The sequence below is a fragment of the Streptococcus humanilactis genome (genome assembly GCF_019448275.1).
In the GTDB taxonomy this organism is placed as follows: Bacteria; Bacillota; Bacilli; order Lactobacillales; family Streptococcaceae; genus Streptococcus; species Streptococcus humanilactis.
The window spans coordinates 100,948-126,396 of the sequence record NZ_JAHXBZ010000003.1; the positions used below are offsets into that span (position 1 = coordinate 100,948).

Genomic DNA, 25,449 nt, shown 5'->3' on the forward strand with positions numbered 1-25,449 from the left:
TCTCCTATTTTCTTAATTTTTAAAACTATGAATTGGTGCTGGGATTTGTCCTCCACGAGAGATGAAATCAACAGACGAAGCCCCATTGACCTTCATAACGGGTGCAGTTCCTAATAGGCCACCAAACTCAATCATATCGCCTTCTTTTCCTTTTGGAATGATGCGAACAGCCGTTGTCTTCATGTTAATGACACCAATTGCAGCCTCATCTGCAATCATGGCGGCAATGGTTTCAGCAGGCGTATCCTCTGGGATGGCAATCATATCCAAACCAACGGAACAGATAGCCGTCATAGCTTCTAGTTTTTCCAAATTAAGAGAGCCATTTTGCACTGCAGCAATCATTCCTTCATCCTCTGAAACAGGGATAAAGGCACCAGACAAACCACCAACTTGGTTGCAGGCCATAACTCCACCCTTTTTAACTTGGTCATTCAAGAGAGCCAAGGCAGCCGTCGTTCCATGCGTACCAACTGTCTCCAGCCCCATTTCCTCAAGGACACGTGCTACAGAATCTCCAACAGCAGGTGTTGGTGCCAAACTCAAGTCTACAATACCAAACTCCACATCCAGTCTCTCACTAGCCATCTGACCAACCAATTGACCGATACGAGTGATTTTAAAGGCAGTTTTCTTAACTGTTTCGGCTACTACATCAAAGCTCTGTCCACGAACTTTTTCCAAGGCACGTTTCACCACACCAGGACCAGAAACTCCGACATTGATGATAACATCTGCCTCCCCAACACCATGGAAGGCCCCCGCCATAAATGGATTGTCCTCAACAGCATTAGCGAATACAACCAACTTGGCCGCTCCCATATCTGATAGATTAGCCGTTTCCTTGATAATACGTCCCATATCTGCCACAGCCGTCATATTAATACCAGACTTGGTTGAGCCAATATTAACTGACGAGCAGACCTTATCCGTTTCAGCCAAAGCACGAGGAATAGAATTTATGAGAATCTCATCCCCCTTTTGATAACCTTTTTGTACCAAGGCAGAGAAACCACCAATAAAGTCCACTCCAATCTCTTTCGCAGCCTTATCAAGCGCTTTTGCCAGAACTACATAGTCTGTTGCATCTGTCGCTGCACCAATCAGAGAAATAGGAGTCACCGATACACGCTTATTAACGATAGGAATTCCCAACTCAGCTGCAATCTCATCGCCAACAGCCACTAAATTAGCTGCCTTGGTCGTAATCTTTTGATAAATTTTCTCCGCAGCACGATTGATATCTGGATCAATACAGTCCAAAAGGGAAATTCCCATTGTAATAGTTCTGATATCGAAGTTCTGCTCCTCAATCATAGCAATGGTTTCAGTAACTTGTCTAATATCCATAATAACCTCCTAGATATTATACATAGCTTCGAAAATCGCTGCACTCTGAATATTAATTTTCACATTCAAAGTTTGCCCAAAGGCTTCAAACTCACTACGAAGATAGGTAAAATCTTGCTTTTCATCACTAGAGACGACAGCCATCATCGTGAAATATTCATCCAAGACAGTTTGAGAGATATCATCAATATTCAAACCCAATTCTGCAATTTTACCAGAAACACCTGCAACAATTCCAGATTTATCTTTACCAACAACAGTTATAATCGCTTTCATAAGCAAACTCCAATTCTTCTTAAAATAGGAAACCTGAACATTAAACAGATTTCTTCTTAAATAGTATAGCATAATTCTAACTAAAATACTCAAAAACGCCTGCTTACGAAGTTGTTCTTAGGAAAAAAACAATTTCGTAAACAAGCGTCTACTATCCCAACTTATGATGAGTGTTCCCGCTAGGACCGAAATCCTAGCGGTAGACCAGAGCTAGACTAAGAGCACAAGACTCCATCATCATAACACTCAACAAAATTGATGATTTTATACTAATTCGATGATCGCCATTGGCGCTGCATCACCACGACGTGGTTCAGTTTTAAGGATACGAGTGTATCCACCGTTACGTTCAGCATAACGAGGTGCAATTTCTGAGAACAATTTTTGAAGTGCTGTAGTAGAAGTGTACTTATCAGTTGCTTCATCATAGTTTTCAGATGCGATTTCATTACGTACGAAAGCAGCTGCTTGACGACGTGCATGCAAATCACCACGTTTACCTAGAGTAATCATTTTTTCAACAGTTTTACGGATTTCTTTAGCACGAGCTTCAGTTGTCACAATTGATTCGTTGATCAAAAGGTCAGTTGTCAAATCGCGAAGCATTGCTTTACGTTGTGAGCTAGTGCGTCCTAGTTTACGGTAAGCCATGTATTCCTCCTTTATTTATCTTTTAATCCAAGACCCAAATCAATGAGTTTGAGTTTCACTTCTTCCAAACTCTTGCGTCCAAGATTTCGTACTTTCATCATCTCTGCTTCAGATTTTTCTGTCAAATCATGCACAGTATTGATACCGGCACGTTTCAAACAGTTGTATGAACGCACAGACAAGTCCAGTTCCTCAATCGTACGATCCAAAATACGGTCGTCAGATTCAGTATCAGCTTCTTTCATCACTTCAGTTGACTTAGCAATCTCAGTAAGATTTGTAAACAAATCAAGATGTTCTGTCAAGATACGTGCTGAAAGCCCTAAAGCATCTTCTGGAATAATTGTTCCATTTGTCAAGATTTCAAGGGTTAATTTGTCAAATCCATCATTGCTACCTACACGAGCAGGTTCCACTTGATAGTTGACTTTTGTAACTGGTGTATAAATAGAATCTACAGCAAGTGTTCCAACTGGTGCATTATCTTTTTTATTTTCATCAGCAGGTACATATCCACGACCACTGTTAACAGTCATAGTCGCTTTTAGCGAAGAACCTTCACCGATTGTAAAGAGATAATGATCTGGATCTACAATTTCAATATCGCTATCTGTTAAAATGTCACCAGCTGTTACTTCAGCAGGACCTTCAACATCTAGTTCGATGATTTTTTCGTCTTCAACGTACGATTTCACTGCAATTCCTTTAATGTTCAGAATGATTTGCATCACGTCTTCACGAACACCTGGAACTGTGTCAAACTCATGTAACACACCATCAATGTTGATAGATGTCACAGCTGCTCCTGGTAGAGAAGCTAGAAGTACACGACGAAGAGAGTTACCAAGAGTTGTACCGTAGCCACGTTCAAGTGGTTCGATTACAAACTTGCCATAATCTTTATTTTCATCAATTTTTGTTATATTTGGTTTTTCAAACTCGATCATTTAGTTACTCCCTCTTAAACGAAAAGCAGTGTAATGCGATGATTATACACGGCGACGTTTTGGAGGACGAGCACCATTGTGTGGCACTGGAGTCACATCACGAATTGCTGTTACTTCAAGACCAGCGGCAGCAAGCGCACGAATAGCTGACTCACGACCAGAACCTGGACCTTTTACAGTAACTTCAACTGATTTAAGACCGTGTTCTTGTGCAGATTTAGCAGCAGCTTCAGAAGCCATTTGAGCAGCGAATGGTGTAGATTTACGAGAACCTTTGAAACCAAGAGCACCAGCTGATGACCAAGCAATTGCATTACCATGCACATCAGTAATCATAACAATAGTGTTATTAAATGTAGCGTGAATATGAGCAATACCAGATTCGATATTCTTTTTCACACGACGTTTACGTGTTGGTTTAGCCAAGACTTTTACCTCCTATATTATTTTTTCTTACCAGCGATCGCAACAGCTTTACCTTTACGAGTGCGAGCGTTGTTTTTAGTGTTTTGTCCACGGACAGGAAGTCCACGACGGTGACGGATACCACGGTATGAACCGATTTCCATCAAACGTTTGATGTTCAAGTTTACTTCACGACGAAGGTCACCTTCAACTTTGATTGCATCCACTTCACGACGGATAGCATCTTCTTGATCTGATGTAAGATCACGTACACGAACATCTTCTGAGATTCCAGCAGCAGCCAAAATTTTCTTAGATGTTGCAAGTCCGATACCATAAACATAAGTCAATGAGATTACTACGCGTTTGTCATTTGGAATGTCAACTCCAGCAATACGAGCCATGTTTTCTCCTTTCTATCTTATCCTTGACGTTGTTTGTGTTTTGGATTTGCTGGGCAAATTACCATAACACGACCATTACGACGAATAACTTTACAGTATTCGCAAATTGGTTTGACCGATGGTCTTACTTTCATTTCTTATCCCTCCAAGTTTTTCGATTATTTAAAGCGGTAAGTGATACGTCCACGTGTCAAGTCATATGGACTCATTTCGACAGTAACACGATCTCCCGCTAAAATACGAATATAGTTTTTACGAATTTTACCAGAAACTGTTGCTAAAATCTGATGTCCATTTTCAAGTTCAACCGTAAACATTGCATTCGGCATTGTATCAACTACTTTGCCTTCAACTTCAATCACATCGTCTTTTGCCACGCAAAAGCACCTCCATAAATTTCGATTCGATGCCTCTAGACACAGAGACAACAATTATAAGTCAGACTATCTCAGTATAACATTTGTAGCGGATTTTTGCAAGTGTGAAAAACGCTTTATTTCAAATTTGTCAATACTTTTTCGATATCTGAGAAGACATCATTGATATCTTGATTACCTTCGATGTCATGAACCAAACCTTTGGCACGGTAGTGAGCAATGATTGGTTCCCCTTGAGCAATATTCACATCTAAACGACGTTTTACTGTCTCGGGCTTATCATCTTCACGTTGGTAGTAATCTTCTTCTTTATAGTCAACTGGTGGGTTAAAGACCTTGTGGAAAGTTTCTCCAGTTACGCGGTGGATGATACGACCACTCAAACGTTCCAAGAGGCTGTCTGGATTCACTTCGATGTTGATAACACCTTCTAGTTCGATGCCAAGTTCAGCCAATGTTTTATCCAAGGCATGAGCTTGTTCGATTGTACGTGGGTAACCATCCAACAAGAATCCTGTTTCTTTAATATCATCTTGTGAAAGACGTTCTTTTACGATTCCATTTGTAACTTCGTCAGGAACCAATTCACCCTTGTCAATGTATGACTTAGCAAGAACACCCATTTCAGTTTGATTTGCCATTGCAGCGCGGAACATATCACCTGTTGAGATATGTGCAACATGGAATTGTTCTACGATTTTTGCTGCTTGAGTTCCCTTACCTGCACCAGGTAAGCCCATAATCAAAAGATTCATGATTTGATCTCCTTATTTTATTTTTAAATAGAAGCAAAAAGTCTTTTCACCCCTATTTAAAAACAAAATAGAAGAGGGGAGACCAAACTCTCACAAATGTCAGAGTTTAAACCTCCACTCCCTCAGCATTTACCAATTCAGTAAATACTCTTATTCTGTTCTGTCCATGAAACCAACATACTTACGTTTCAATAGGTAACCTTCCAATTGTTTGATTCCTTCAATACCTGTAGAGATAATGATCAAAAGACTAGTTCCTCCAAAAGCAACTGCTTCTGAAAGTCCGAAAACATCCTTTGCTACAATCGGTAAAATAGAAATCACACCAAGGAAGAGGGAACCAACAGTTGCAAGACGACGAAGAAGTTTAGACATATATTCTTCTGTACCTTTACCAGGACGAACTCCATGGATATAGGCACCGCTCTTTTGTAGGTTCTCTGCCGCTTTTTCAGGATTAATCTGCACAAACGTATAGAAGAATGTAAAGAGAATAATCAACAAAGCATACATGGCAATACCAGTTGGTGAAGTTGTTGCCAACATTTCTTGTGCCGTTCTTACCCAAGCCCAATCATGACCTGTAGCGCTCAAAAACTGAAGAATAGCCGCTGGCGCTGCAGTAATCGAACTTGCAAAGATAACAGGGATAACTCCAGCAGGGTTTACCTTCAAAGGAAGGTAAGAGCTAGATGGAGCACCTTGTGCAACCTTAGTATATTGGATTGGAATTTTGTATTCTGCTTGTTGAACATAGGTTGTAAAGTAAATGATCAACAAAACAGTAATAATCAAAATGATTACAAAAATAATAGATGAGTTGATACGGTCACTTGGGACGTTCACAAAGTAGTCCACATAGATGCCCTGAATCATCTCTGGAATTGAGGCAACAATCCCAGCAAAGATAATCATAGAAACACCATTTCCGTATCCCTTATCTGTAATTTGCTCTCCCAACCACGTCACAATCATGCTACCAGCTGTTAAGATGATACCAATCATGATAAAGACTTGTGGAGTAAGAGCTGTTTTCAACAATTGAGCTCCAGCCAAAGTATTAAAACCAGCTGTAATCCCGATAGATTGCACAAAAGCGAGAACTAGAGCAATATAACGAGTAGCTTGATTCAATTTTCTTCGACCTACTTCCCCTTGTTTACCCCACTCTACAAATTTGGGTAAAATATCCATTTGCAAGAGTTGGACAACGATAGAGGCCGTAATGTAGGGACTAACACCAAGAGCAAAAACTGAGAAGTTTTTCATGGCATTCCCTGAGACCAAGCTCAACATGTTTAAGAAGGATAATCCACTTAAAGCATTCAAGCTATTGGCATTCACACCAGGAACTGTAATGCTAGTTCCGATACGAAAGACCAAAACGATAAAAATTGTAAATAAAATTTTTGATCGAACCTGCTTGACTTTAAGAGCTTCTCTTAATAATTTAAAAAACATAGGTCACCTCTCTTAGATGACTTCTACTGAACCACCTTTAGCAGTGATAGCTTCTTCAGCTGATTTAGAGAATTTAGCTGCTTTTACAGTCAATTTCTTAGTCAACTCACCGTTACCAAGAATTTTAATACCTGATTTTTCAGCTTTAACAATTCCTGCTTCGATAAGAACAACTGGAGTTACTTCAGCACCATCTTCAAAGACGTTCAATTGGTCAAGGTTCACAATTGCGTATTCTTTAGCGTTGATGTTAGTGAATCCACGTTTTGGAAGACGACGGAACAATGGAGTTTGTCCACCTTCAAAACCAAGGCGAACTCCGCCACCGCTACGAGCTTTTTGACCTTTTTGACCACGACCAGATGTTTTACCGTTACCTGATGAAGTACCACGACCAACGCGGTTACGTACTTTACGAGAACCTTCTGCAGGTTTCAATTCATGAAGTTTCATTTTTATTTTCTCCTCTTTTGTAAAATGCTAGCGCCGATAAGGGAGAAAAGGTTGTCTCCCCCATCAACTCGCCTATACGACGTCATCATAGATGACTATATCTAGTTTTAGGGGATGGTATAGTGCACATCCCCTAAAAATTCATTAGTTTACTTCTTCAACTGTTACCAAGTGAGATACTGCTGTGATCATACCACGGATAGCAGCGTTATCTTCTTTAATAACAGAGCTGTTCAATTTGCCAAGTCCAAGTGCTACAACAGTTTTACGTTGTGATGGAATGCGTCCGATTGGAGACTTAGTCAAAGTAATTTTAATTTGAGCCATTTTATCCCCTTTCTTATGCCAAATCAGAAACTGAAATACCACGAAGGGCAGCAACTTCTTCAGCGCGTTTCAATTGTTTCAAACCTTCAACAGTTGCACGAACAATGTTGATTGGAGTGTTAGAACCAAGTGATTTAGATGTAATATCTGCCACACCTGCCAATTCCACAACGGCACGAACTGCACCACCAGCGGCAACTCCAGAACCTTCTACAGCAGGTTTCAACAATACTTTAGCTCCACCGAATTCTGAAAGAACTTCGTGTGGGATTGTTGTTCCAACCATAGGAACTTCGATCAAGTTTTTCTTAGCATCATCTACTGCTTTACGGATTGCTTCTGGAACTTCTTGAGCTTTACCAGTACCAAATCCTACGCGACCGTTGTGGTCACCAACAACAACAAGAGCTGCGAAACGAAGACGACGTCCACCTTTAACAACTTTTGTAACACGGTTGACAGCAACTACGCGTTCTTCTAATTCAACTGCATTGTCTTTAAATGCCATTTTCTAGTGTCCTCCTATTAGAATTTCAATCCGTTTTCACGAGCTGCATCAGCCAAAGCTTTCACACGTCCGTGATATAGATATCCACCGCGGTCGAACACCACTTCTGAAATACCTTTAGCGTTTGCACGTTCTGCAACGAGTTTACCGACAGCAACGGCTTGTTCAGTTTTAGTTCCTTTTGAAACTTCTTTGTCAAGAGTTGAAGCACTTGCGAGCGTTACACCCGCTACGTCATCAATCACTTGAGCGTAGATGCCTGTATTAGAACGGAATACGTTCAAACGTGGGCGATCAGCAGTTCCAGAGAGTTTTCCGCGAACGCGACGGTGGCGTTTTTGGCGGAGTTTGTTTTTATCTGGTTTTGAAATCACAGTTTTCACCTCTTTAGTTTTAAATCGTGTGCTATGCACAAAGTTGGAAAATAGGTTGGTGGTTGATGATCAACCACTCAACATTATTTACCTGTTTTACCTTCTTTACGGCGAACGAATTCACCAACGTAACGGATACCTTTACCTTTATATGGTTCTGGTGAACGAAGGCTACGTACGTAAGCAGCTGTTTGACCAACTACTTCTTTTGAAATTCCGCTAACAACAATTGTTGTTGGGTTTGGAAGTTCAAAAGTAATTCCTTCTGGAGCTTCAACTTCGTCTGGATGAGATTTACCAACAGCCAAAACAAGTTTAGATCCTTGAAGTTGTGCACGGTAACCAACCCCGCGCATTTCAAGTTCTTTCTTGAATCCTTCTGATACACCAACAACCATGTTGTTCAAAAGGGCACGAGTAGTTCCGTGGATAGTTTTCATTTCTTTTGAATCGTTTGGACGGTGAAGAGTTACTTCAGAACCTTCCACACGGATTTCAATATCTTTTGAGAACTCACGAGTAAGTTCTCCTTTAGGTCCTTTTACAGTTACAACGTTGTCATTGTTAGTGATTTCAACACCAGCAGGCAACACGATAACTTTATTACCAATACGTGACATGTTTATTTTCTCCTGTTAAATTGTCAGGCCAGAACGGCCAGTTTTCACGGGGGTCAGATACTTATTTAGTTCAAGAGCTGAACTGAACACGCTCTAACGAGCTTTGTATCTTGATTTGAGTTCGAGCTAAGAATTTGGTGAAAAAGATAAGTTTGTCTTGGAGCATCGCTCCTGCTACAAACTTCCTATTTTCACTGCATTCTTTTAACGCTCTCACATCATCAATTACCAAACGTAAGCGATAACTTCACCACCAACATTCTTTTGGCGTGCTTCTTTATCAGTAAGCAAACCTTCAGAAGTTGAAAGGATAGCAATTCCAAGTCCGTTAAGAACTTTTGGAAGGTCTTCACGTTTTTTGTAGACACGAAGTCCTGGTTTAGAAACACGTTTCAAGTTAGTGATAACTTTTTCACCGTTTGGTCCGTATTTAAGGAATACACGGATGATGCCTTGTTTGTCATCTTCGATGATTTCAACGTTTTTTACAAAACCTTCGCGTTTAAGGATTTCAGCAATCCCTTTTTTGATGTTTGATGCAGGTACTTCAAGTACTTCGTGTTTAGCTTGGTTAGCGTTACGAATACGAGTTAGGAAGTCTGCGATTGGGTCAGTCATAACCATTTTGTTTTTCTCCTCTTACTAGTAGTTTGCAAGTTGCACTTGCTAGTTAATGATTGAGCTAGGCTCAGAATATGTTTCTAGGTTTCAATTCCTAAGTGAGTCTAGGCATCTGCTTGCAGGCATAACTTGAGTTAGGCAAAAGCAGATAACGACGAATCACGACGGGATTGAAAGTTAGAATTACCAAGATGCTTTGGTAACGCCTGGGATTTGTCCTTTGTAAGCTAATTCACGGAAGCAAACACGGCAAAGTTTAAATTTGCGGTAAACTGAATGTGGACGGCCACATTTTTCACAACGAGTATAAGCTTGAGTAGAGAACTTCGCTGGACGTTTGTTCTTAGCAATCATTGATTTTTTAGCCATTAGATTTACCTCCTATATTATTTTGCAAAAGGCATTCCAAGGCCTGTAAGCAATGCACGTGACTCTTCGTCAGTGTTAGCAGTTGTTACGATAACGATGTCAAGACCACGAGTTTTGTCAACGTCATCAAAGTTGATTTCTGGGAAGATCAATTGTTCTTTCACACCAAGTGTGTAGTTTCCGCGTCCATCAAATGATTTTGTTGGAACACCGTGGAAGTCACGTACACGTGGAAGTGAAATCGAAACCAATTTATCCAAGAATTCGTACATACGTTCACCACGAAGGGTAACTTTTGCACCGATCGCAACACCTTCACGAAGACGGAAGCCGGCGATTGATTTTTTAGCTTTAGTGATAAGTGGTTTTTGACCTGAAATAAGTGCCAATTCTTCAGCAGCTTTTTCAAGGCTTTTCGCGTTTGATACAGCTTCACCAACACCCATGTTCAAAACGATCTTATCTACTTTAGGCACAGCCATCACTGATGAGTAGTTGAATTGTTCTGTCAAAGCAGGAACTACTTCATTAAGATATTTTTCTTTTAAACGATTTGCCATTATACTTCTCCTTTCCTTCGTGATTAATCAAGCACTTCGCCTGATTTTTTGTTGTAGCGAACTTTTTTACCGTCTACAAATTTGTAACCAACACGACCAGCTACACCATTTTTGTCCAATACTTGAACGTTTGATACGTGGATAGCTGCTTCTTTCTCGATGATACCACCTTGAGGAAGCTCGTTAGTTGGACGTTGGTGTTTCTTAACGATGTTAACACCTTCAACGATAACTTTGTTTACTTTTGGAAGGGCAGTAAGGACAACAGCTTCTGTTCCCTTATCTTTACCAGCGATTACGCGAACTTTGTCGCCTTTTTTTACAAACATTAGGTTTCTCCTTGATTTTTCTTACGCCCATAAGGGCACCCTGGAGGTAAATCCAGGGGACTAGTTTGTTTCTAAAAATTAAAGTACTTCTGGAGCAAGTGACACGATCTTCATGAAGCCACCTTCACGCAATTCACGTGCAACTGGGCCAAAGATACGTGTTCCGCGAGGAGTTTTGTCTTCACGGATGATAACTGCTGCGTTTTCGTCAAATTTGATGTATGAACCATCAGCACGACGAGCACCTGATTTAGTACGAACGATAACTGCTTTAACAACGTCACCTTTTTTAACCGCACCACCAGGAGTAGCTTGTTTTACAGATGCCACAATAACATCACCGATGTTTGCAAATTTACGTCCTGAACCACCAAGAACTTTGATAGTCAAGATTTCGCGAGCACCGCTGTTGTCTGCGACTTTCAAACGAGTTTCTGTTTGAATCATTTCAGTTTTCTCCTTTCAGGTTTGATTAGATGATGACCGCTTCTTCAACAACTTCTACAAGACGGAAACGTTTTGTAGCTGAAAGCGGGCGAGTTTCCATGATACGAACGATATCACCTTCTTTGGCAACATTGTTTTCATCATGAGCTTTGTATTTTTTAGAGTAGTTAATACGTTTACCATAGACTGGGTGGTTACGTTTTGTTTCAACTACAACTGTGATTGTCTTGTCCATTTTGTCAGATACAACACGTCCAACAAGAACTTTACGATTATTGCGTTCCATTGAAATTTCTCCTTCCCTAGTCTATTATTTCGCTTCAGATTGAACTGTTTTGATACGAGCGATTTGTTTTTTAACTTCTTTCAAGCGAGCTGTTTGTTCCAATTGACCAGTAGCAGCTTGGAAACGAAGTTCAAACAATTCTTTTTTCAATTCGTTTTCGCGCTTCGCGAGTTCTTCTTGAGAAAGACCACGAAGTTCTTTAACAAATTCTTTTACTTCATTAAGTTTCATGCCTTCTCCTTATTCTGCTTCACGTTTTACGAATTTACATTTAACTGGCAATTTGTGGCTAGCAAGACGAAGCGCTTCGCGAGCGATCTCTTCAGATACACCAGCGATTTCGAACATCACTTTACCACGTTTAACTGGTGCTACCCAACCTTCAGGTGCCCCTTTACCAGATCCCATACGCACACCGATAGCTTTAGCAGTGTATGATTTGTGTGGGAAGATTTTAATCCAAACTTTACCACCACGTTTCATGTAACGAGTCATGGCGATACGAGCAGCTTCGATTTGGCGGTTAGTGATCCAGTGGCTAGTTGTAGCTTGAAGACCGTATTCACCGAATGCTACTTCTTTTCCACCTTTTGCTTCACCGCGCATTTTTCCACGGAATTCACGACGGTGTTTAACACGTTTAGGTACTAACATTGGTTATTTACCTCCTTTAGTGTTTTTGCGAGCTGGAAGAACTTCACCACGGTAGATCCATACTTTAACACCAAGTTTACCGTATGTAGTATCTGCTTCTTCCCAAGCGTAATCGATATCTGCACGAAGTGTGTGAAGTGGAACAGTTCCTTCAGAGTATCCTTCAGCACGGGCGATATCTGCACCGTTCAAACGACCTGATACTTGAGTTTTGATTCCTTTAGCTCCAGCACGCATTGCACGTTGGATTGCTTGTTTTTGTGCACGACGGAAAGCAACACGTTGCTCCAATTGACGAGCAATTCCTTCACCTACAAGGTGAGCATCCAAATCAGGTTGTTTGATTTCGATGATGTTGATGTGTACTTGTTTTCCAGTCAATTTGTTAAGTTTTGCACGGAGTGCATCAACGTTAGCACCACCTTTACCGATAACCATACCTGGTTTAGCAGTGTGAAGTGAAACGTTAACTTTGTTTACTGCGCGTTCGATTTCGATAGTTGAAACTGCTGCGTCAGCAAGTTCTTTTTGAACGAATTTACGGATTGCAAGATCTTCATGAAGGTAATCCGCGTATTCTTTTTCAGCATACCATTTGGCATCCCAATCACGGATGATGCCGACACGCATACCAATTGGATGTACTTTTTGACCCACGATTTTACCTCCTTATTTTTCTGCAACAGCTACAGTGATGTGAGCTGTACGTTTGTTGATTGGTGAAGCTGAACCTTTCGCACGTGGACGGAAACGTTTCATAGTTGGTCCTTCGTTTGCGAATGCTTCAGATACTACCAAGTTAGCTTTATCCAAACCAAAGTTGTTTTCAGCGTTAGCTACAGCTGAGTTCAAAACTTTCAAGATGATTTCAGCAGCTTTGTTTGGAGTGAATGTCAAGATTGCGATTGCATCGGCTACGCTTTTACCACGGATGTTATCAAGAACAAGACGTGATTTACGAGGTGAAACACGTACTGTACGAGCCATTGCTTTAGCTGAAGTAATTTCTGCCATTTATGTTCTCCTTATTTTCTACGTGTTTTCTTGTCGTCTGCAGCGTGACCTTTGTAAGTACGAGTTGGTGCAAATTCACCAAGTTTGTGACCTACCATGTCTTCTTGGATGTAAACAGGTACGTGTTTACGTCCGTCATAAACTGCAATAGTGTAACCAATGAAACTTGGGAAGATCGTTGAACGACGTGACCAAGTTTTAATAACTTTTTTCTTTTCGTCGTTAGCTTGAGCTTCAACTTTTTTCATCAAATGCTCATCGACGAAAGGTCCTTTTTTAAGACTGCGTCCCATTTTTATATTTTCTCCTTTAAATGTTGTACCACAGCGGCTTGCGCTCCTATGGAGCGCTACCGAGCTGGCGGATTTACTAGTTGCTTAAGCGACTAGTTTAATATTATTTCTCGTTGCGACGACGAACGATAAGTTTGTCAGATTTCGCTTTCTTGTTACGAGTTTTAAGACCAAGAGCAGGTTTGCCCCATGGAGTAGATGGTGCTTTACGACCAACTGGTGCTTTACCTTCACCACCACCGTGTGGGTGATCGTTAGGGTTCATTACAGAACCACGAACTGTTGGGCGGATACCTTTCCAACGGCTACGTCCTGCTTTACCAAGGTTTACAAGTCCATGTTGTTCGTTTCCGACAACACCAACTGTAGCACGGCAAGTTCCAAGAATCATACGAACTTCACCTGATTGAAGACGAACAAGAACGTATTTACCTTCTTGACCCAATACTTGAGCAGAAGCTCCAGCAGCACGTACCAATTCACCACCACGACCTGGTTTCAACTCAATGTTGTGGATCAAAGTACCAACTGGGATGTTAGCAAGTGGAAGAGCGTTTCCGACTTTGATATCTGCTTCTGGACCTGAAACGATACGTTGACCTACTTCAAGACCTTTTGGAGCGATGATGTATGCTTTCACACCGTCAGTGTAGTGTACAAGAGCGATGTTTGCAGAACGGTTTGGATCGTACTCGATTGTTTTAACAACTGCTTCAACGTTGTCTTTGTTACGTTTGAAGTCAACCAAACGGTAGAAACGTTTGTGTCCACCACCTTGGTGACGAACTGTGATACGACCGTTGTTGTTACGACCAGCCTTGCTCTTCAATGCAACAAGCAATGATTTTTCAGGAGTGCTTGTTGTGATTTCAGCGAAATCCAAAGAAGTCATATTACGGCGACCGTTTGTTGTTGGTTTATAAACACGAATTCCCACGATATTTCCTCCTTAGATTATTCAGCTTCAGCAGCAAACAACTCGATTGATTTAGAATCAGCTGTAAGTGTGATGATAGCTTTTTTAGTTTTGTTAGTAAAACCAGTGTAACGTCCAACACGTTTAGCTTTTGGTTTTACGTTGATTGTGTTAACATTTGCAACTTTAACACCTTCGAAAGCAGCTTCAACAGCTTGCTTGATCAAAAGTTTGTGTGCACGAGTGTCAACTTCAAATACATATTTTCCTGCTTCAAGTTGAGCCATTGAGCTTTCAGTGATGACAGGTTTTTTGATAACATCATACAAATTCATTATGCAAGAACCTCCTCGATTTTAGAGATAGCTGCTTGAGTAACAAGAAGTTTGTCACTATTTGCGATGTCAAGAACACTTGCAGTTGTAGCAGTCGCAACTTTCACATTTGGAAGGTTACGAGCTGAGAGAGCTGCGAATTCGTTTCCTTCTTCAAGAATAACAAGGACTTTAGAATCGATGCTCAAAGCTGCAAGAACTTTTGCAAATTCAGCAGTTTTTGGAGCTGTAAATTCAAGAGAATCAACGGCTACAAATTTATTTTCAGCAACTTTTTCTGAGTAAACAGATTTAAGCGCAAGGCGACGAACTTTTTGAGGAAGTTTGTACGCATAGCTACGTGGAGTTGGTCCGAAGACGATTCCACCACCACGCCATTGTGGAGAGCGGATAGAACCTTGACGAGCACGTCCAGTTCCTTTTTGACGCCATGGTTTGCGTCCGCCACCTGAAACAGCTGAGCGGTTTTTAACTGCGTGAGTTCCTTGACGAAGGCTAGCACGTTGGCTGATGATCACATCAAACACAACAGATTGGTTTGGTTCGATACCAAAGATTGCATCGTTAAGAACAACTTCGCCAGCTTGTTTACCAGTTTGGTCGAATAATGTTACATTTGCCATTTTGACTGTATTCCCCTTTCCTTATTATTTACCAGCTTTAACTGCTGACTTGATAGTGATAAGAGATTTCTTAGCACCTGGTACGTTACCTTTGATAAGGATAACGTTCTTTTCTGGAACAACTTGTACAACTTCAAGGTTTTGAATTGTTACGCGATCACCACCCATACGTCCTGCAAGGTTTTTACCTTTGAATACGCGGTTAGGTGCAACAGGTCCCATAGAACCTGGACGACGGTGGTAACGAGAACCGTGAGCCATTGGTCCACGTGATTGTCCGTGGCGTTTGATAACACCTTGGAAACCTTTACCTTTAGAAGTACCAGTTACGTCAACAACGTCTCCAGCTGCGAATGTTTCAACTGTGATTTCAGCACCAACTTCCAAGCCTTCAACGTTTTTGAATTCACGAATGAAGCGCTTAGGAGCCGTGTTAGCTTTCGCTACATGTCCTTTAGCAGGTTTGTTGCTCAATACTTCGCGTTTGTCATCGAAACCAACTTGGATAGCGTTGTATCCGTCTGTTTCAACAGTTTTAACTTGAAGAACAACGTTTGGAGTTGCTTCAATAACTGTTACAGGGATCAATTCGCCAGCTTCAGTGAAGATTTGAGTCATTCCCACTTTTTTCCCTAAGATTCCTTTTGTCATGAGAAAATAGTTCCTTTTCTATATTTTTTATTCAAAAAGTTTTTAACGAGCGTTTTTTATGCTCAAGGTATCAAGCTTTAGATTAAAGTTTGATTTCTACGTTTACACCACTTGGAAGATCCAATTTCATCAACGCATCAACTGTTTTTTGAGTTGGATTAACGATATCGATCAAACGTTTGTGTGTACGCATTTCGAATTGTTCGCGAGAGTCTTTGTATTTGTGAGTCGCACGAATGATTGTGTAGAGGCTACGTTCAGTTGGAAGTGGGATTGGACCCGCAACTTGTGCACCTGTACGAGTAGCTGATTCTACGATTTTTGCAGCCGCTGTGTCAAGCGTACGGTGTTCGTAAGCTTTCAAACGGATACGGATTTTTTTGTTTGCCATCTTTTTCTCCTTTTCGTCTATTTAAGATAATAGGCTAGCTCCACAAGAAAACCGACGCGAGTTGCGTGGCAATGCAACCGAGCGTGTCGCAACCTCTTGCATCAAAGCTAAGGCTGTAATTTACAGCACCATAATAGAATAACACAAAGCCCCTGCGATTGCAAGGAATTTGTTGCTGTTTTTTTAAAATTTTTAACATGAAAATGTTTTCTTTTTTGACAGGTCATTTATTTAAGTATTTTATGGAAGAAAGTTACTCTCTCTTCACCTGTTCATAGCTTTCTTTTCCATCATTGAGTTTGTCCCAAATCACTACTTGCCCACTTTTGAGAGATTTTTGCACATCGATAATTCGTTGATTGGAAGAACCTCGAAACTGGAGCATGAGATTTCTCTTAGTTCGGTCATATCTTCCATCGACCAGAATGTCAATCAGTGATAAGAGTTCCAATTTATCTGGGGTCTCCAGCATCATTTCTTCCCATGTATAGCCCGTCCAGGACCAGATATCCTTATCTGGCAATTCCTTCCGGATACGTTTAACAAGTGGCAAGAGAATACCCGTATTGAGAAATGGCTCCCCTCCCAGCAAGGTCAAGCCTTGAACATAGGGTTGAGCAAGATCTGCCATGATCTGCTCTTCTAATTCTGCTGTATAGGGAATGCCAGCATTGAAGGACCAGGTCGCTACATTATAACACCCCTCGCAGTGAAACATGCAACCTGCTATATAGAGAGAGTTACGCACACCCTCTCCATCCACAAAGTTAAAGGCCTTGTAATCAATAATACGGCCTTGACTGAGCTCTTCGCTTTTCCACTCTTGTGGTTTTGGATTATTCATTCGCTACCTCTATCCAATAACGCTCAACTCCATTACGAACATCTTCAAGAATTCCTCCATTTACTAGAATGACTGCTCTGCTAGCAGGATTATTCACGCTACAGGTCACAAGAGCTTTCTTGATGTTCTTTTCCTTAGCAACTTGCAAACCCTGACGGAGAGTTTCTTTGGCATAACCTTTACCTCTTTCTGATGGACGAATGGAGTAGCCAATGTGGCCAGCATAATTCAGTAAACCCTCATTCAGTCTCAATCGCAGATTCAAAAAACCTAGAGCACGACCTACATCATCAAATGATACAAATTGAATAGAAGGAACACGATTTTCAGGCAAGTTTATTCCCATCTCTTTTTGCATATTTGTTTCCAACCATTCTTCATACACAAAGTTCTCTGTATCCCAGAAACCACCGTCGTGAGGCGACTGATATTTTTCAAACTCTACCATCATCTCTAAAACCGTTTCTTTATCTGCTAATCTTGGTCTGCGTAATTCCATCCTTACCTCCCACTAAGAGAAAAGCGAGAGCTTGCTCTCACTTTTATTTTTTCTTGTTCTTGTTTAAAAATTGTTCTCTGAGGCTGAGCAAACGTTCTTTCTTACCAGCTCCACCTTTAGAGTGTTTCTCATGATAACGGGTCACTTGTGCACGCCCCTTATCGTCTAATTGATATTTTCCCATTTCAGTTCTTTCTAATTTGTTACTTGATGGCCAGCTATTTTAATCGTTGAGCCATTCATGTGTTTGACACGCGCAGCGATTTCCTTGTGACGCCCATTAACCATCGGACGCGCTTGAGGATTGCCTAGGTAGCCACAAGTTCGTTTGACCACATCTACTGTTTTAGGGTCGCTATTGCCACAGTTTGGACAAGCAAATCCTCTCTCAGTTGGTTCAAAATCCCCCTCAAAATTACACTTGTAGCAACGGTCTATGGGAGTATTGGTCCCAAGATAGCCCACACGGTCATAAGCATAATCCCAGACAGCTTCCAAGGCTTTAGGATTTTGCTGAAGGACTGGATACTCACAATAATGGATGAAACCACCTGACGCACCTGCTTCTGGATAGACTTTCTCAAAGTCCAATTTTTCAAACGGTGTTGGATTTTTACGAACATCGTAGTGGAAAGAATTGGTGTAGTATTCCTTATCTGTAATATCAGGAATAGAACCAAACTTCTCTGTATCTAGTCGGCAGAAACGGTCTGTCAAACTTTCAGATGGTGTTGAGTAGATAGAGAAATGGTAGCCATATTGGTCAGACCACTCTTCTACACGGCGTTTCATATCGCGAATGATATCCAGCGTGAATTCCTTAGCATTTGGATTACTTTCCCAGCTGTTACCAAAGAAAACTGTCGCTACTTCATACAAGCCGATATAGCCCAGCGAAACCGTTGCACGACGATTCTTAAAGAGCTGGTCAACACTTTCTTCTTTACCTAGACGATGGCCAAAAGCACCGTACTGATAAAGGATAGGAGCATTGGCTGGTGTCGCCTCTTTCGTGCGTTCGACACGATAAACAAGAGCATCTTCAGCGATGTTCATACGTTCGTTGAAGATTTCCCAGAACTTATTCATGTCGCCCTCAGACTCGAGAGCAATACGAGGCAGGTTAACCGTCACAACACCCAGATTCATGCGACCTGAATTAACCTCGACACCATTCTCATCCTTCCATCCTTGGAGGAACGAACGGCAGCCCATAGGAACTTTGAAAGAACCTGTCAACTCAACAATCTTATCATAGGACAAAACATCTGGGTACATCCGTTTTGTTGCACACTCTAGAGCCAACTGCTTGATGTCGTAGTTGGGTGTCCCTTCCTCTAAGTTAAGACCTCTTTTAAGCGTAAAGATGAGCTTAGGGAAGATGGCTGTGCGGTGTTCCGAACCAAGCCCATTGATACGAATGTTTAAAATTGCCTTTTGAATTTCACGCTCAAAACGATTGGTTCCCAGACCAAAACCTAGTGAAGTAAAAGGTGTTTGCCCATTTGAAGTGAAGAGGGTATTGATTTCATACTCAAGAGATTGCATGGCATCATAGATATCTTTTTGAGTTTTCTTCCAAGCGTAATCTTCCCGTTTTTCAGGCAAAACCCATTCTTCTGCATCTTTGAGATGTTTTTGGTAATTCTTCTCTGCATAAGGCGCCAAGACCTCATCGATACGGTCAGCTGAACAGCCTCCATACTGGCTAGAAGCAACATTGGCAATGATTTGGGAAATCTGAGCTGTTGCAGTCTGGATAGACTTAGGACTTTCCACCTCCGCATTTCCAATCTTAAAACCATTTTCCAACATCCCCTTGAAATCAATCAAACAGCAGTTGGTCATAGGTGTGTAGGGGCTATAATCCAAATCATGATAGTGGATATCCCCCTTTTGGTGGGCATTGGCTACGTGCTTAGGAAGCATTTGCAGTCCGATTGATTTCCCAACAATGCCTGCTGTCAAATCACGCTGGGTATTAAAGACATCACTGTCTTTATTAGCATTTTCATTTACAACTGCTTGGTCTTTGTTGAGAAGTTTATGGATACTAAAGTTAATATCTGTCGCTTTTGAGCGCTCAAAATCCCTTTGTGTTCGATAAGTGATATACTCTTCAGCCAGCGCATATTCTTTAGCTTCAAGCAGTTCATGTTCTACGATATTTTGGATTTCGTAAATCTTAACTCCCTTTGGAAAGCGACTATGAATTTCTGTGACAATTCGCTCGGTCAGAGTATTTAGGCGCTTTTCAACCAAGGGTGTCACATCCATAACCTTGTCAGCTGCCTTGTGGAGAGCCTTGTCAATCTTGTCTACATCAAATACAACACGTCTCCCATCTCGTTTCTCGACGAAGAGAGTTGGCAAAATTGTAATTTTTTCTTCTAGTGCAATCATATGCATGCTCTTTTCTAAAATGTTCTTTCTAAAAAGTATTATACCACTCTAAAAAGAAAAATCAATATCTTGTGGTAAAAATCCTAAAATTTTTAAAAATGCACAAGATATTGATTTTGTTATTTGATTTTATAGACTTTGAATTCTGAGTAATCTGTCTTTACTGGTTGGTAATTTTCTTTCAAAATTGTTTCTACTTCAGACCAGACTGATACCTTATCATTCACCACAATCACCTTGGGTTGTTTTTCTTTCAAGTCATTGAGTAGCTTATTCCGATTTTCCTCAGTTGCTGTATAGTGCATCGGGGACAAAATAGCCGATGGCGACAAGCGCTCACTCTTACGATAAAGAGTTGTAGTATCATCCCATGCATAGATAGAATCTTCCGTACTTGTCTCCTCTTTCACCAAATCAGCAAGACGATCACGTTCTTGATAAGGTACTGGATAAAGGACAAACCTCATCAAAAAAGGAACAGCCAAAAGATATAACAAAGTTAAAATCGGTAGGTAAAGATTTCCTTTAGTATAGCGATGCCAGAGACTAACAGGCTCTTCTCTGCGTCTTCTTCTAACGCTACGACCACTCTGTTGCCCTTTGATATTGGACACTAAAAGCAGAAGAAAGACAGGGAAAATGAGCATCAAACGGGATGCATGTAGGGGATCCTGTGTAAAGAAAATCACTACCAAACCTAAAATCAGGAATAGACTCGCAGGCACTGAGATGACATATAGTTTAGAGGATTTAGATTGAAAGAGACCTAAAAAGACAAAAACCAAAACTCCCATGCCAAGAGCCAATAACCCATAAAACAAAACATTTTCTAACAATGCCGAAACAGAAGTCAAACGAATGGAATGAATTGGATACAAAATTCCACTAATCGCATCCTCAAAACTTCCTGTTGCAACACTATAGTAGGCAGTTGGATAAAAGACCAGTGAAAAACCTAAAGCCACTGCAATAAACTGATAAAATCCATGTGCAAAACGTCTATGCCCAAGGTTAAAGACCAACAAACCTAAACTCACTACAGCAATAAACAGGAGCGATGCCAAGGGAGCAAAGAAAAATCCGCCCGCCAAAGCCAGCCCAATCCGTACAAATCCCTTATCATGGCTTGGATTGCTTAGGTAAGCCGCAACTAAACTAAAGGCCGCGAATAAGAAGGGAAGCGCTAAAAGAGTCGCATATCCTCCACCAAAAGCAAGACCTGTAACCAGCATGTAAAAAATAGTCACCAGTTGTCCAGCTTGGTCTCCTTGCTCTGTCAAGGTGTCCGCCGATTTAAAGAGGAAAAATCCGCCTGCTACCAAGGCTAACCACTCAAAAATGGCAAAGAAAAATCCGCCCTGAGTCACGTAAGTCAGCAAATAATAAAGCAAACCTTGACTTCCATAATAGTCGCTGTAAATCTTCCCTGTCTGATGAAGAGCCCAACCTGCATAAAAATCCTGCACTTCCTGTGCACTCATTAAATCGAGTAATAGCGGTACTCCTAGAGTTATCCCCGTTACAAGTGTACTCCATAGTAAAATTTTCACCAAAGGAAGACGACTTGATTCACGATGATGCGATTCTTGTTCGATTTGGTATTCTAGAGGTTCACGATTCTCCTGATGAACTTCTTCTACTCTACCATACACACTCATATCGTTTCTCCTATTCAATTTATCTGTCTTAGTATATCAAAAAGTCCTAGGATTGTCAGCTTGCGATGGGTGTTTGAGTGATTTTTTGCATAGTTTCACAAAGGTTTCAATTTCCCGAAAGCGGTGTAAATGTGTCTGTTTAAATGTTATGATATAATCCAATTCTTTCTGAGTCAGCATCGTCCCTCCCTATATCTTCTTATTCGTAAAAGACAAGAAAAATAGGACTGGTTTGTGTCCTCAGTCCTAGATTTCTTATAAGATAGGGGCAAATAACTGGGCAATTTCCTTAATCAATTTTTGGTACCAGCTATTTTTTATCGTATGAGCAAAAATTTCTTGCGATACTGAAAAAATCTCCTCAAAATCTTTTTGAATCTCAGTGATTGATTCTGTTTTATATAGCAAGACTGCATTTTCATAGTGGTGAAGCAAACTTCTATAATCTAAGTTAATGGTTCCAACTGCAGCAAAGTCCTTATCCACTAGGATTTGTTTACTGTGGATAAAGCCTGGACTATACTCAAAAATCCTTACTCCTGCTGACAACAAATCCGGATAGGCCCCTCTTGTGATGAGTTGGATTAATTTCTTATCTGGAATGAAAGGAGTCACGATGCGGACATCGACACCCCTCATGGCCGCATTTTTAATACTCTCTGTTAAGTCATAGTCAATAATCAAATAGGGCGTTGTGATATAGACTGAATCAGTGGCCTGATTAATCAAACTTTGATAGACTTTTTTCCCTACCTGGGTACGGAAGATGGGCTTGGGTCCACTACCGTAAGGAATGCAGAGACCTTGGCCAGAACAAGGCTGATTTTCCAAGTGATACTGATCAAAATCGCTGATTTCCCCACGATTGATGTACCAAGTCATCAAAAAGAGACGGGTGAGAGCCTTGACACCAGGGCCATCTAAGCGAATCCCACTGTCCTTCCAGTAGCCAAAGCGTTCTACATGGTTGATGTACTCATCAGCTAAGTTAATACCTCCTGTATAAGCTACCTGACCATCTATGACAAGGATTTTCCGATGGTCCCGATTGTTGTAAGCCACCGTCAAGCGAGGAACCACCTTGTTAAATTTATGGGCTTCAATTCCTCGACTACGAAGTTGAATAGTATAGTCTCCAGGTAAAGTCGCCATACAGCCTATATCATCATAGAGCATCTTGACCTCTACACCCTGAGCTGCCTTTTGCTCTAGTATTTCTAGTATGCTATTCCACATCAAACCTTCTTCGACAATATAATACTCTAGAAAGATAAACTTTTCAGCTTTCTTGAGGTCTTCCAACATATATTGCCACATGCTTTCACCCGAAGAAAAGAATTGTGAGTCTGTTCGATCATAGACATCGGCGTTACTATCCATACTTAACAAAGATTTGATAACTCCGTAAGCCGCCTTATCATCTTCCTTCAATTTCTGGCGGAGAGCTTTACTGTTATCCTCCCGAAAATGCATAGAACCAAGTTTGTCCAACTGTTTGATTTCTTTTTTGGACAATCGCCTTTCACCAAACATCAGATAGAGCAAAGGACCAATAACAGGAACAAAAGTTACCACTAACCACATCACCTTGCTTTCAGGCGCCATGGAACGATTGACAATCGCTACGATAGTCGCCATACTCATAAAGATTAAGAGAATAACCCAAAGAATAGGGGCCATACGCCCTAAATAAAGAAAGAGACCAAAAACAAGACACAGTTCAAGTAGCATAATCGAAAGACTAAAGCCATACTTGGACATCAATAATTGAAATTTTCTATATTTCATATCCCCTCCTTGATAGTTTGAATGATAAAAACAGGTAATTAATACTAGTATAACGCAGGTATTCGGTAGAAGGCAAGTATTTATAATCATTTTTCTGAGCAAAAGCAAAAGAGACCGAAAATTCCAGTCTCCTCCTAGTCTATTTTGATAAAACGATGCAATCAAACGCTTCTCTATCCATATCGTCGATAATCATCTGGTTGCCATTGATTGCATAAATCTTGACATCATCACCAATAATCATGCGTTGATTAGCAGCGTCAAAGCTAACCTGCTTGATTTCTTGTTCCCCGTCAGTTTCTACCTGAGTCCAGGTGCCAGTTGTTTCAGTTACCACTAAAATGATGCGGTCTCCTTCGTCCTGACCAGTATAAGTTCCATCAATATTAGTTGGTTGAGCCTCGGGCGCATTTTGTGAAGAACTTGTCGTTACCTGGTTTGTATTTTCTGTGGAAGATGAAGCAGCAGATTGTGATTGCTGAGTTTGTTGTGTTTGCGGTTGAGCTGCTGGTTGTTGAACCTGTTGAACTCTTTGTGAACAAGCTACTAAGAGACTAAGACTTGCTAGAGAGGTCAATTTATCTGCTCATGCCCCAGTATGTTGCTCCGTACTTCTGAGATAAAATAGAGAGACCCTGTAATGAATAACAAGTCCTTGGTATCGGCTCTTTCTTCAAAACTGCTGATAAATTCTCGGTAAGAGGGAATTACATGGTAACCTGTTACATCTGTCTCATCCAGAGAACCTTGATAGTCAAAACCAGTCACCTTGAGTTCCACCTGAGGCAAATTCTCAGTCAGATAAGCCAACATCCCTTGATAATCCTTCCGTTTCAAGGCTCCAAATAGGATTCGAGGACGATATCCTTCCTGCTCTTTTTCTTTGACAAACTCCACCAGGCGAGTCAAGGCAGGGAGGTTATGGGCACCGTCCAAGTATATCTGCGGACGAATACGCTCCAAACGCCCAGCCCAATGGGTCTTCTCCAAAGCCTGTCTTACAACCTGCTCATCAACAGCTTCCTTTCTTTCTCCCATAAAAAGAAGAAACGTTTGTAGCGCCAAGGCCGCATTTTCCTGCTGATAAGCTCCTTCTAAACCTATTTTCAACTGTGAAAGGTTACCCAAAGAGCTTGAAAAATCCCCATTCAGCATTGAAAAATCCTGACCTGCCTGGTAAAGGTCAACAGCTAAAGAGGCTGCTTTTTTCTGACAGACAAGTCTAGCTTCTGAAGGCAACTTAGCAATCACTGCCTTTTTACCAGCCTTGAAAATACCAGCTTTCTGCTCTGCAATTGCTGCTATACTGTCACCCAGAGTCTCCTGATGGTCAAGTCCGATGGAGGTGATGACAGCAAGCTCTCCAGTTACCACATTAGTCGTGTCAAGTAAGCCGCCAATTCCCACTTCTAGTAAAACCAAATCCACCTCTTGCTCCCTAAAATAAAGAAAAGCAATCAAGGTCAGCAATTCAAAAAAGGACAACTGGTCATGGGTTTGCAGAAGCGTTTTCTCCATCTCCTTGACCTGCTCAGCCAAACGGATGAAGTCTGCGTCAGCTATTAGTTGCCCATTAATGCAGATTCGGTCATTGATAGAGACGATATGAGGGGAGGTAAAGGTCGCAACTTTTTTGCCATGCCCCATAAATAACTCCCTCATAAAAGCAATGGTAGATCCTTTTCCATTAGTCCCGGTTACATGGATAATAGGATAAGACTTCTCGGGATTCCCCAATAAATCCACCGCTTGTTGCATTCGGCCCAAACCTGATCGAAAATTCAAACCAATCCGACTATGGAGCCATTCTTCTACTTCAAACATATACATCTCCTTGACAAAAGTCTAATCAATTATCTC

The 25,449-nt window shown here is 41.1% G+C and carries 39 protein-coding genes; all 39 read right to left on the reverse strand.

What is annotated here, in order from left to right:
* Nucleotides 1-12: 12 nt before the first annotated feature.
* Nucleotides 13-1,350, reverse strand: coding sequence for a PFL family protein (locus KV696_RS05785; RefSeq protein ID WP_219967100.1), 1,338 nt, complete (start codon nucleotides 1,348-1,350; stop codon nucleotides 13-15).
* 9 nt (nucleotides 1,351-1,359) lie between these two features.
* On the reverse strand, nucleotides 1,360-1,626 hold the full coding sequence (locus KV696_RS05790; protein ID WP_219967101.1) for an ACT domain-containing protein: 267 nt from the start codon (nucleotides 1,624-1,626) through the stop codon (nucleotides 1,360-1,362).
* Nucleotides 1,627-1,890: 264 nt separating this feature from the next.
* On the reverse strand, nucleotides 1,891-2,277 hold the full coding sequence (rplQ, locus tag KV696_RS05795) for a 50S ribosomal protein L17 (RefSeq protein WP_000331493.1): 387 nt from the start codon (nucleotides 2,275-2,277) through the stop codon (nucleotides 1,891-1,893).
* A gap of 11 nt (nucleotides 2,278-2,288) precedes the next feature.
* Nucleotides 2,289-3,224, reverse strand: a complete 936-nt coding sequence (locus KV696_RS05800; protein ID WP_125420568.1) for a DNA-directed RNA polymerase subunit alpha — start codon at nucleotides 3,222-3,224, stop codon at nucleotides 2,289-2,291.
* 42 nt (nucleotides 3,225-3,266) lie between these two features.
* A complete protein-coding gene (gene rpsK, locus KV696_RS05805; protein WP_001118385.1) occupies nucleotides 3,267-3,650 on the reverse strand; it encodes a 30S ribosomal protein S11 in 384 nt (127 codons plus the stop codon).
* A gap of 17 nt (nucleotides 3,651-3,667) precedes the next feature.
* Nucleotides 3,668-4,033, reverse strand: a complete 366-nt coding sequence (rpsM, locus tag KV696_RS05810) for a 30S ribosomal protein S13 (RefSeq protein ID WP_000090781.1) — start codon at nucleotides 4,031-4,033, stop codon at nucleotides 3,668-3,670.
* 17 nt (nucleotides 4,034-4,050) lie between these two features.
* Nucleotides 4,051-4,167 (reverse strand): 50S ribosomal protein L36, encoded by a 117-nt coding sequence (gene rpmJ / locus KV696_RS05815; protein ID WP_001808836.1) that lies wholly within the window; start codon nucleotides 4,165-4,167, stop codon nucleotides 4,051-4,053.
* Between the two features lie 24 nt (nucleotides 4,168-4,191).
* The gene (gene infA / locus KV696_RS05820; RefSeq protein ID WP_001029883.1) at nucleotides 4,192-4,410 is read right to left on the reverse strand and encodes a translation initiation factor IF-1; all 219 of its coding nucleotides are present in this window, start codon (nucleotides 4,408-4,410) and stop codon (nucleotides 4,192-4,194) included.
* Nucleotides 4,411-4,526: 116 nt separating this feature from the next.
* Nucleotides 4,527-5,165: an adenylate kinase gene (locus KV696_RS05825; protein ID WP_001050436.1), complete on the reverse strand. Its 639-nt coding sequence runs from the start codon at nucleotides 5,163-5,165 to the stop codon at nucleotides 4,527-4,529.
* 150 nt (nucleotides 5,166-5,315) lie between these two features.
* Nucleotides 5,316-6,626, reverse strand: coding sequence for a preprotein translocase subunit SecY (secY, locus tag KV696_RS05830; protein ID WP_000465402.1), 1,311 nt, complete (start codon nucleotides 6,624-6,626; stop codon nucleotides 5,316-5,318).
* A gap of 12 nt (nucleotides 6,627-6,638) precedes the next feature.
* The gene (gene rplO, locus KV696_RS05835; protein ID WP_000766087.1) at nucleotides 6,639-7,079 is read right to left on the reverse strand and encodes a 50S ribosomal protein L15; all 441 of its coding nucleotides are present in this window, start codon (nucleotides 7,077-7,079) and stop codon (nucleotides 6,639-6,641) included.
* A 144-nt stretch (nucleotides 7,080-7,223) separates the two neighbouring features.
* Nucleotides 7,224-7,406, reverse strand: coding sequence for a 50S ribosomal protein L30 (rpmD, locus tag KV696_RS05840; RefSeq protein ID WP_000057241.1), 183 nt, complete (start codon nucleotides 7,404-7,406; stop codon nucleotides 7,224-7,226).
* A gap of 13 nt (nucleotides 7,407-7,419) precedes the next feature.
* Nucleotides 7,420-7,914 (reverse strand): 30S ribosomal protein S5, encoded by a 495-nt coding sequence (rpsE, locus tag KV696_RS05845; protein ID WP_000874202.1) that lies wholly within the window; start codon nucleotides 7,912-7,914, stop codon nucleotides 7,420-7,422.
* Nucleotides 7,915-7,931: 17 nt separating this feature from the next.
* Nucleotides 7,932-8,288: a 50S ribosomal protein L18 gene (gene rplR / locus KV696_RS05850; protein WP_000624044.1), complete on the reverse strand. Its 357-nt coding sequence runs from the start codon at nucleotides 8,286-8,288 to the stop codon at nucleotides 7,932-7,934.
* Nucleotides 8,289-8,371: 83 nt separating this feature from the next.
* A complete protein-coding gene (gene rplF / locus KV696_RS05855; RefSeq protein WP_219967102.1) occupies nucleotides 8,372-8,908 on the reverse strand; it encodes a 50S ribosomal protein L6 in 537 nt (178 codons plus the stop codon).
* A 225-nt stretch (nucleotides 8,909-9,133) separates the two neighbouring features.
* Nucleotides 9,134-9,532, reverse strand: coding sequence for a 30S ribosomal protein S8 (gene rpsH / locus KV696_RS05860; protein WP_000245504.1), 399 nt, complete (start codon nucleotides 9,530-9,532; stop codon nucleotides 9,134-9,136).
* A 180-nt stretch (nucleotides 9,533-9,712) separates the two neighbouring features.
* Nucleotides 9,713-9,898, reverse strand: a complete 186-nt coding sequence (locus tag KV696_RS05865) for a type Z 30S ribosomal protein S14 (RefSeq protein WP_001085697.1) — start codon at nucleotides 9,896-9,898, stop codon at nucleotides 9,713-9,715.
* 17 nt (nucleotides 9,899-9,915) lie between these two features.
* Complete coding sequence (gene rplE / locus KV696_RS05870) at nucleotides 9,916-10,458, reverse strand: 50S ribosomal protein L5 (RefSeq protein WP_219967103.1); 543 nt, start codon at nucleotides 10,456-10,458, stop codon at nucleotides 9,916-9,918.
* Nucleotides 10,459-10,481: 23 nt separating this feature from the next.
* Nucleotides 10,482-10,787, reverse strand: a complete 306-nt coding sequence (gene rplX / locus KV696_RS05875; RefSeq protein WP_000497691.1) for a 50S ribosomal protein L24 — start codon at nucleotides 10,785-10,787, stop codon at nucleotides 10,482-10,484.
* 78 nt (nucleotides 10,788-10,865) lie between these two features.
* Complete coding sequence (gene rplN / locus KV696_RS05880; RefSeq protein ID WP_000616545.1) at nucleotides 10,866-11,234, reverse strand: 50S ribosomal protein L14; 369 nt, start codon at nucleotides 11,232-11,234, stop codon at nucleotides 10,866-10,868.
* Nucleotides 11,235-11,259: 25 nt separating this feature from the next.
* Nucleotides 11,260-11,520, reverse strand: a complete 261-nt coding sequence (gene rpsQ / locus KV696_RS05885) for a 30S ribosomal protein S17 (RefSeq protein ID WP_000440801.1) — start codon at nucleotides 11,518-11,520, stop codon at nucleotides 11,260-11,262.
* A gap of 24 nt (nucleotides 11,521-11,544) precedes the next feature.
* Nucleotides 11,545-11,751, reverse strand: a complete 207-nt coding sequence (gene rpmC, locus KV696_RS05890; RefSeq protein WP_000772918.1) for a 50S ribosomal protein L29 — start codon at nucleotides 11,749-11,751, stop codon at nucleotides 11,545-11,547.
* Between the two features lie 9 nt (nucleotides 11,752-11,760).
* Entirely contained in the window at nucleotides 11,761-12,174 is a 414-nt protein-coding gene (gene rplP, locus KV696_RS05895) for a 50S ribosomal protein L16 (RefSeq protein WP_000960946.1), read from the reverse strand.
* Between the two features lie 3 nt (nucleotides 12,175-12,177).
* Nucleotides 12,178-12,831 (reverse strand): 30S ribosomal protein S3, encoded by a 654-nt coding sequence (gene rpsC, locus KV696_RS05900; protein WP_000529936.1) that lies wholly within the window; start codon nucleotides 12,829-12,831, stop codon nucleotides 12,178-12,180.
* Between the two features lie 12 nt (nucleotides 12,832-12,843).
* A complete protein-coding gene (gene rplV, locus KV696_RS05905; RefSeq protein WP_000818137.1) occupies nucleotides 12,844-13,188 on the reverse strand; it encodes a 50S ribosomal protein L22 in 345 nt (114 codons plus the stop codon).
* Between the two features lie 11 nt (nucleotides 13,189-13,199).
* The gene (gene rpsS, locus KV696_RS05910) at nucleotides 13,200-13,481 is read right to left on the reverse strand and encodes a 30S ribosomal protein S19 (protein ID WP_000533766.1); all 282 of its coding nucleotides are present in this window, start codon (nucleotides 13,479-13,481) and stop codon (nucleotides 13,200-13,202) included.
* A gap of 103 nt (nucleotides 13,482-13,584) precedes the next feature.
* Nucleotides 13,585-14,418 (reverse strand): 50S ribosomal protein L2, encoded by an 834-nt coding sequence (rplB, locus tag KV696_RS05915; protein WP_000512910.1) that lies wholly within the window; start codon nucleotides 14,416-14,418, stop codon nucleotides 13,585-13,587.
* A gap of 17 nt (nucleotides 14,419-14,435) precedes the next feature.
* Nucleotides 14,436-14,732, reverse strand: a complete 297-nt coding sequence (locus KV696_RS05920) for a 50S ribosomal protein L23 (RefSeq protein WP_219967104.1) — start codon at nucleotides 14,730-14,732, stop codon at nucleotides 14,436-14,438.
* On the reverse strand, nucleotides 14,732-15,355 hold the full coding sequence (gene rplD, locus KV696_RS05925; RefSeq protein ID WP_000024549.1) for a 50S ribosomal protein L4: 624 nt from the start codon (nucleotides 15,353-15,355) through the stop codon (nucleotides 14,732-14,734). The genes KV696_RS05920 and rplD overlap by 1 nt, the downstream gene beginning before the upstream one ends.
* 24 nt (nucleotides 15,356-15,379) lie before the next feature.
* Nucleotides 15,380-16,006, reverse strand: a complete 627-nt coding sequence (gene rplC, locus KV696_RS05930; RefSeq protein WP_000160197.1) for a 50S ribosomal protein L3 — start codon at nucleotides 16,004-16,006, stop codon at nucleotides 15,380-15,382.
* Between the two features lie 82 nt (nucleotides 16,007-16,088).
* Nucleotides 16,089-16,397, reverse strand: coding sequence for a 30S ribosomal protein S10 (rpsJ, locus tag KV696_RS05935; protein ID WP_001284513.1), 309 nt, complete (start codon nucleotides 16,395-16,397; stop codon nucleotides 16,089-16,091).
* Between the two features lie 253 nt (nucleotides 16,398-16,650).
* Nucleotides 16,651-17,241 (reverse strand): anaerobic ribonucleoside-triphosphate reductase activating protein, encoded by a 591-nt coding sequence (nrdG, locus tag KV696_RS05940; protein WP_219967105.1) that lies wholly within the window; start codon nucleotides 17,239-17,241, stop codon nucleotides 16,651-16,653.
* Nucleotides 17,234-17,740 (reverse strand): GNAT family N-acetyltransferase, encoded by a 507-nt coding sequence (locus KV696_RS05945; RefSeq protein ID WP_219967106.1) that lies wholly within the window; start codon nucleotides 17,738-17,740, stop codon nucleotides 17,234-17,236. The genes nrdG and KV696_RS05945 overlap by 8 nt, the downstream gene beginning before the upstream one ends.
* 43 nt (nucleotides 17,741-17,783) lie before the next feature.
* The gene (locus KV696_RS05950) at nucleotides 17,784-17,924 is read right to left on the reverse strand and encodes a hypothetical protein (RefSeq protein WP_000521621.1); all 141 of its coding nucleotides are present in this window, start codon (nucleotides 17,922-17,924) and stop codon (nucleotides 17,784-17,786) included.
* Between the two features lie 11 nt (nucleotides 17,925-17,935).
* Complete coding sequence (nrdD, locus tag KV696_RS05955; protein WP_219967107.1) at nucleotides 17,936-20,143, reverse strand: anaerobic ribonucleoside-triphosphate reductase; 2,208 nt, start codon at nucleotides 20,141-20,143, stop codon at nucleotides 17,936-17,938.
* A 119-nt stretch (nucleotides 20,144-20,262) separates the two neighbouring features.
* Complete coding sequence (locus tag KV696_RS05960; protein ID WP_219967108.1) at nucleotides 20,263-21,801, reverse strand: damage-inducible protein CinA; 1,539 nt, start codon at nucleotides 21,799-21,801, stop codon at nucleotides 20,263-20,265.
* A 255-nt stretch (nucleotides 21,802-22,056) separates the two neighbouring features.
* Complete coding sequence (cls, locus tag KV696_RS05965; protein ID WP_219967109.1) at nucleotides 22,057-23,589, reverse strand: cardiolipin synthase; 1,533 nt, start codon at nucleotides 23,587-23,589, stop codon at nucleotides 22,057-22,059.
* A 139-nt stretch (nucleotides 23,590-23,728) separates the two neighbouring features.
* Nucleotides 23,729-24,166 carry an SP_0198 family lipoprotein gene (locus KV696_RS05970; RefSeq protein ID WP_219967110.1) on the reverse strand — a complete coding sequence of 146 codons (438 nt, stop codon included), beginning with the start codon at nucleotides 24,164-24,166 and terminating at the stop codon, nucleotides 23,729-23,731.
* Nucleotides 24,163-25,413: a folylpolyglutamate synthase/dihydrofolate synthase family protein gene (locus tag KV696_RS05975; RefSeq protein WP_219967111.1), complete on the reverse strand. Its 1,251-nt coding sequence runs from the start codon at nucleotides 25,411-25,413 to the stop codon at nucleotides 24,163-24,165. The genes KV696_RS05970 and KV696_RS05975 overlap by 4 nt, the downstream gene beginning before the upstream one ends.
* Between the last annotated feature and the right edge of the window lie 36 nt (nucleotides 25,414-25,449).

What these genes read in the sequence shown, in the direction of transcription:
- KV696_RS05975 (WP_219967111.1), bottom strand. Translation starts at nt 25,413, where the DNA reads ATGTTTGAAGTAGAAGAATGGCTCCATAGTCGGATTGGTTTGAATTTT.
- rplN (WP_000616545.1), bottom strand. Translation starts at nt 11,234, where the DNA reads ATGATTCAAACAGAAACTCGTTTGAAAGTCGCAGACAACAGCGGTGCT.
- rplX (WP_000497691.1), bottom strand. Translation starts at nt 10,787, where the DNA reads ATGTTTGTAAAAAAAGGCGACAAAGTTCGCGTAATCGCTGGTAAAGAT.
- rplP (WP_000960946.1), bottom strand. Translation starts at nt 12,174, where the DNA reads ATGTTAGTACCTAAACGTGTTAAACACCGTCGTGAATTCCGTGGAAAA.
- KV696_RS05800 (WP_125420568.1), bottom strand. Translation starts at nt 3,224, where the DNA reads ATGATCGAGTTTGAAAAACCAAATATAACAAAAATTGATGAAAATAAA.
- rpmD (WP_000057241.1), bottom strand. Translation starts at nt 7,406, where the DNA reads ATGGCTCAAATTAAAATTACTTTGACTAAGTCTCCAATCGGACGCATT.
- secY (WP_000465402.1), bottom strand. Translation starts at nt 6,626, where the DNA reads ATGTTTTTTAAATTATTAAGAGAAGCTCTTAAAGTCAAGCAGGTTCGA.
- rplC (WP_000160197.1), bottom strand. Translation starts at nt 16,006, where the DNA reads ATGACAAAAGGAATCTTAGGGAAAAAAGTGGGAATGACTCAAATCTTC.
- rpsQ (WP_000440801.1), bottom strand. Translation starts at nt 11,520, where the DNA reads ATGGAACGCAATAATCGTAAAGTTCTTGTTGGACGTGTTGTATCTGAC.
- KV696_RS05825 (WP_001050436.1), bottom strand. Translation starts at nt 5,165, where the DNA reads ATGAATCTTTTGATTATGGGCTTACCTGGTGCAGGTAAGGGAACTCAA.
- rpsE (WP_000874202.1), bottom strand. Translation starts at nt 7,914, where the DNA reads ATGGCATTTAAAGACAATGCAGTTGAATTAGAAGAACGCGTAGTTGCT.
- rplD (WP_000024549.1), bottom strand. Translation starts at nt 15,355, where the DNA reads ATGGCAAATGTAACATTATTCGACCAAACTGGTAAACAAGCTGGCGAA.
- rplV (WP_000818137.1), bottom strand. Translation starts at nt 13,188, where the DNA reads ATGGCAGAAATTACTTCAGCTAAAGCAATGGCTCGTACAGTACGTGTT.
- rpsM (WP_000090781.1), bottom strand. Translation starts at nt 4,033, where the DNA reads ATGGCTCGTATTGCTGGAGTTGACATTCCAAATGACAAACGCGTAGTA.
- rpsS (WP_000533766.1), bottom strand. Translation starts at nt 13,481, where the DNA reads ATGGGACGCAGTCTTAAAAAAGGACCTTTCGTCGATGAGCATTTGATG.
- KV696_RS05790 (WP_219967101.1), bottom strand. Translation starts at nt 1,626, where the DNA reads ATGAAAGCGATTATAACTGTTGTTGGTAAAGATAAATCTGGAATTGTT.
- rpsJ (WP_001284513.1), bottom strand. Translation starts at nt 16,397, where the DNA reads ATGGCAAACAAAAAAATCCGTATCCGTTTGAAAGCTTACGAACACCGT.
- KV696_RS05865 (WP_001085697.1), bottom strand. Translation starts at nt 9,898, where the DNA reads ATGGCTAAAAAATCAATGATTGCTAAGAACAAACGTCCAGCGAAGTTC.
- rplF (WP_219967102.1), bottom strand. Translation starts at nt 8,908, where the DNA reads ATGTCACGTATTGGTAATAAAGTTATCGTGTTGCCTGCTGGTGTTGAA.
- rplO (WP_000766087.1), bottom strand. Translation starts at nt 7,079, where the DNA reads ATGAAACTTCATGAATTGAAACCTGCAGAAGGTTCTCGTAAAGTACGT.
- KV696_RS05945 (WP_219967106.1), bottom strand. Translation starts at nt 17,740, where the DNA reads ATGGAATTACGCAGACCAAGATTAGCAGATAAAGAAACGGTTTTAGAG.
- rpmC (WP_000772918.1), bottom strand. Translation starts at nt 11,751, where the DNA reads ATGAAACTTAATGAAGTAAAAGAATTTGTTAAAGAACTTCGTGGTCTT.
- KV696_RS05950 (WP_000521621.1), bottom strand. Translation starts at nt 17,924, where the DNA reads ATGGGAAAATATCAATTAGACGATAAGGGGCGTGCACAAGTGACCCGT.
- rpsH (WP_000245504.1), bottom strand. Translation starts at nt 9,532, where the DNA reads ATGGTTATGACTGACCCAATCGCAGACTTCCTAACTCGTATTCGTAAC.
- cls (WP_219967109.1), bottom strand. Translation starts at nt 23,589, where the DNA reads ATGAAATATAGAAAATTTCAATTATTGATGTCCAAGTATGGCTTTAGT.
- rplQ (WP_000331493.1), bottom strand. Translation starts at nt 2,277, where the DNA reads ATGGCTTACCGTAAACTAGGACGCACTAGCTCACAACGTAAAGCAATG.
- KV696_RS05920 (WP_219967104.1), bottom strand. Translation starts at nt 14,732, where the DNA reads ATGAATTTGTATGATGTTATCAAAAAACCTGTCATCACTGAAAGCTCA.
- rpmJ (WP_001808836.1), bottom strand. Translation starts at nt 4,167, where the DNA reads ATGAAAGTAAGACCATCGGTCAAACCAATTTGCGAATACTGTAAAGTT.
- KV696_RS05960 (WP_219967108.1), bottom strand. Translation starts at nt 21,801, where the DNA reads ATGAGTGTGTATGGTAGAGTAGAAGAAGTTCATCAGGAGAATCGTGAA.
- nrdG (WP_219967105.1), bottom strand. Translation starts at nt 17,241, where the DNA reads ATGAATAATCCAAAACCACAAGAGTGGAAAAGCGAAGAGCTCAGTCAA.
- rplE (WP_219967103.1), bottom strand. Translation starts at nt 10,458, where the DNA reads ATGGCAAATCGTTTAAAAGAAAAATATCTTAATGAAGTAGTTCCTGCT.
- nrdD (WP_219967107.1), bottom strand. Translation starts at nt 20,143, where the DNA reads ATGATTGCACTAGAAGAAAAAATTACAATTTTGCCAACTCTCTTCGTC.
- KV696_RS05785 (WP_219967100.1), bottom strand. Translation starts at nt 1,350, where the DNA reads ATGGATATTAGACAAGTTACTGAAACCATTGCTATGATTGAGGAGCAG.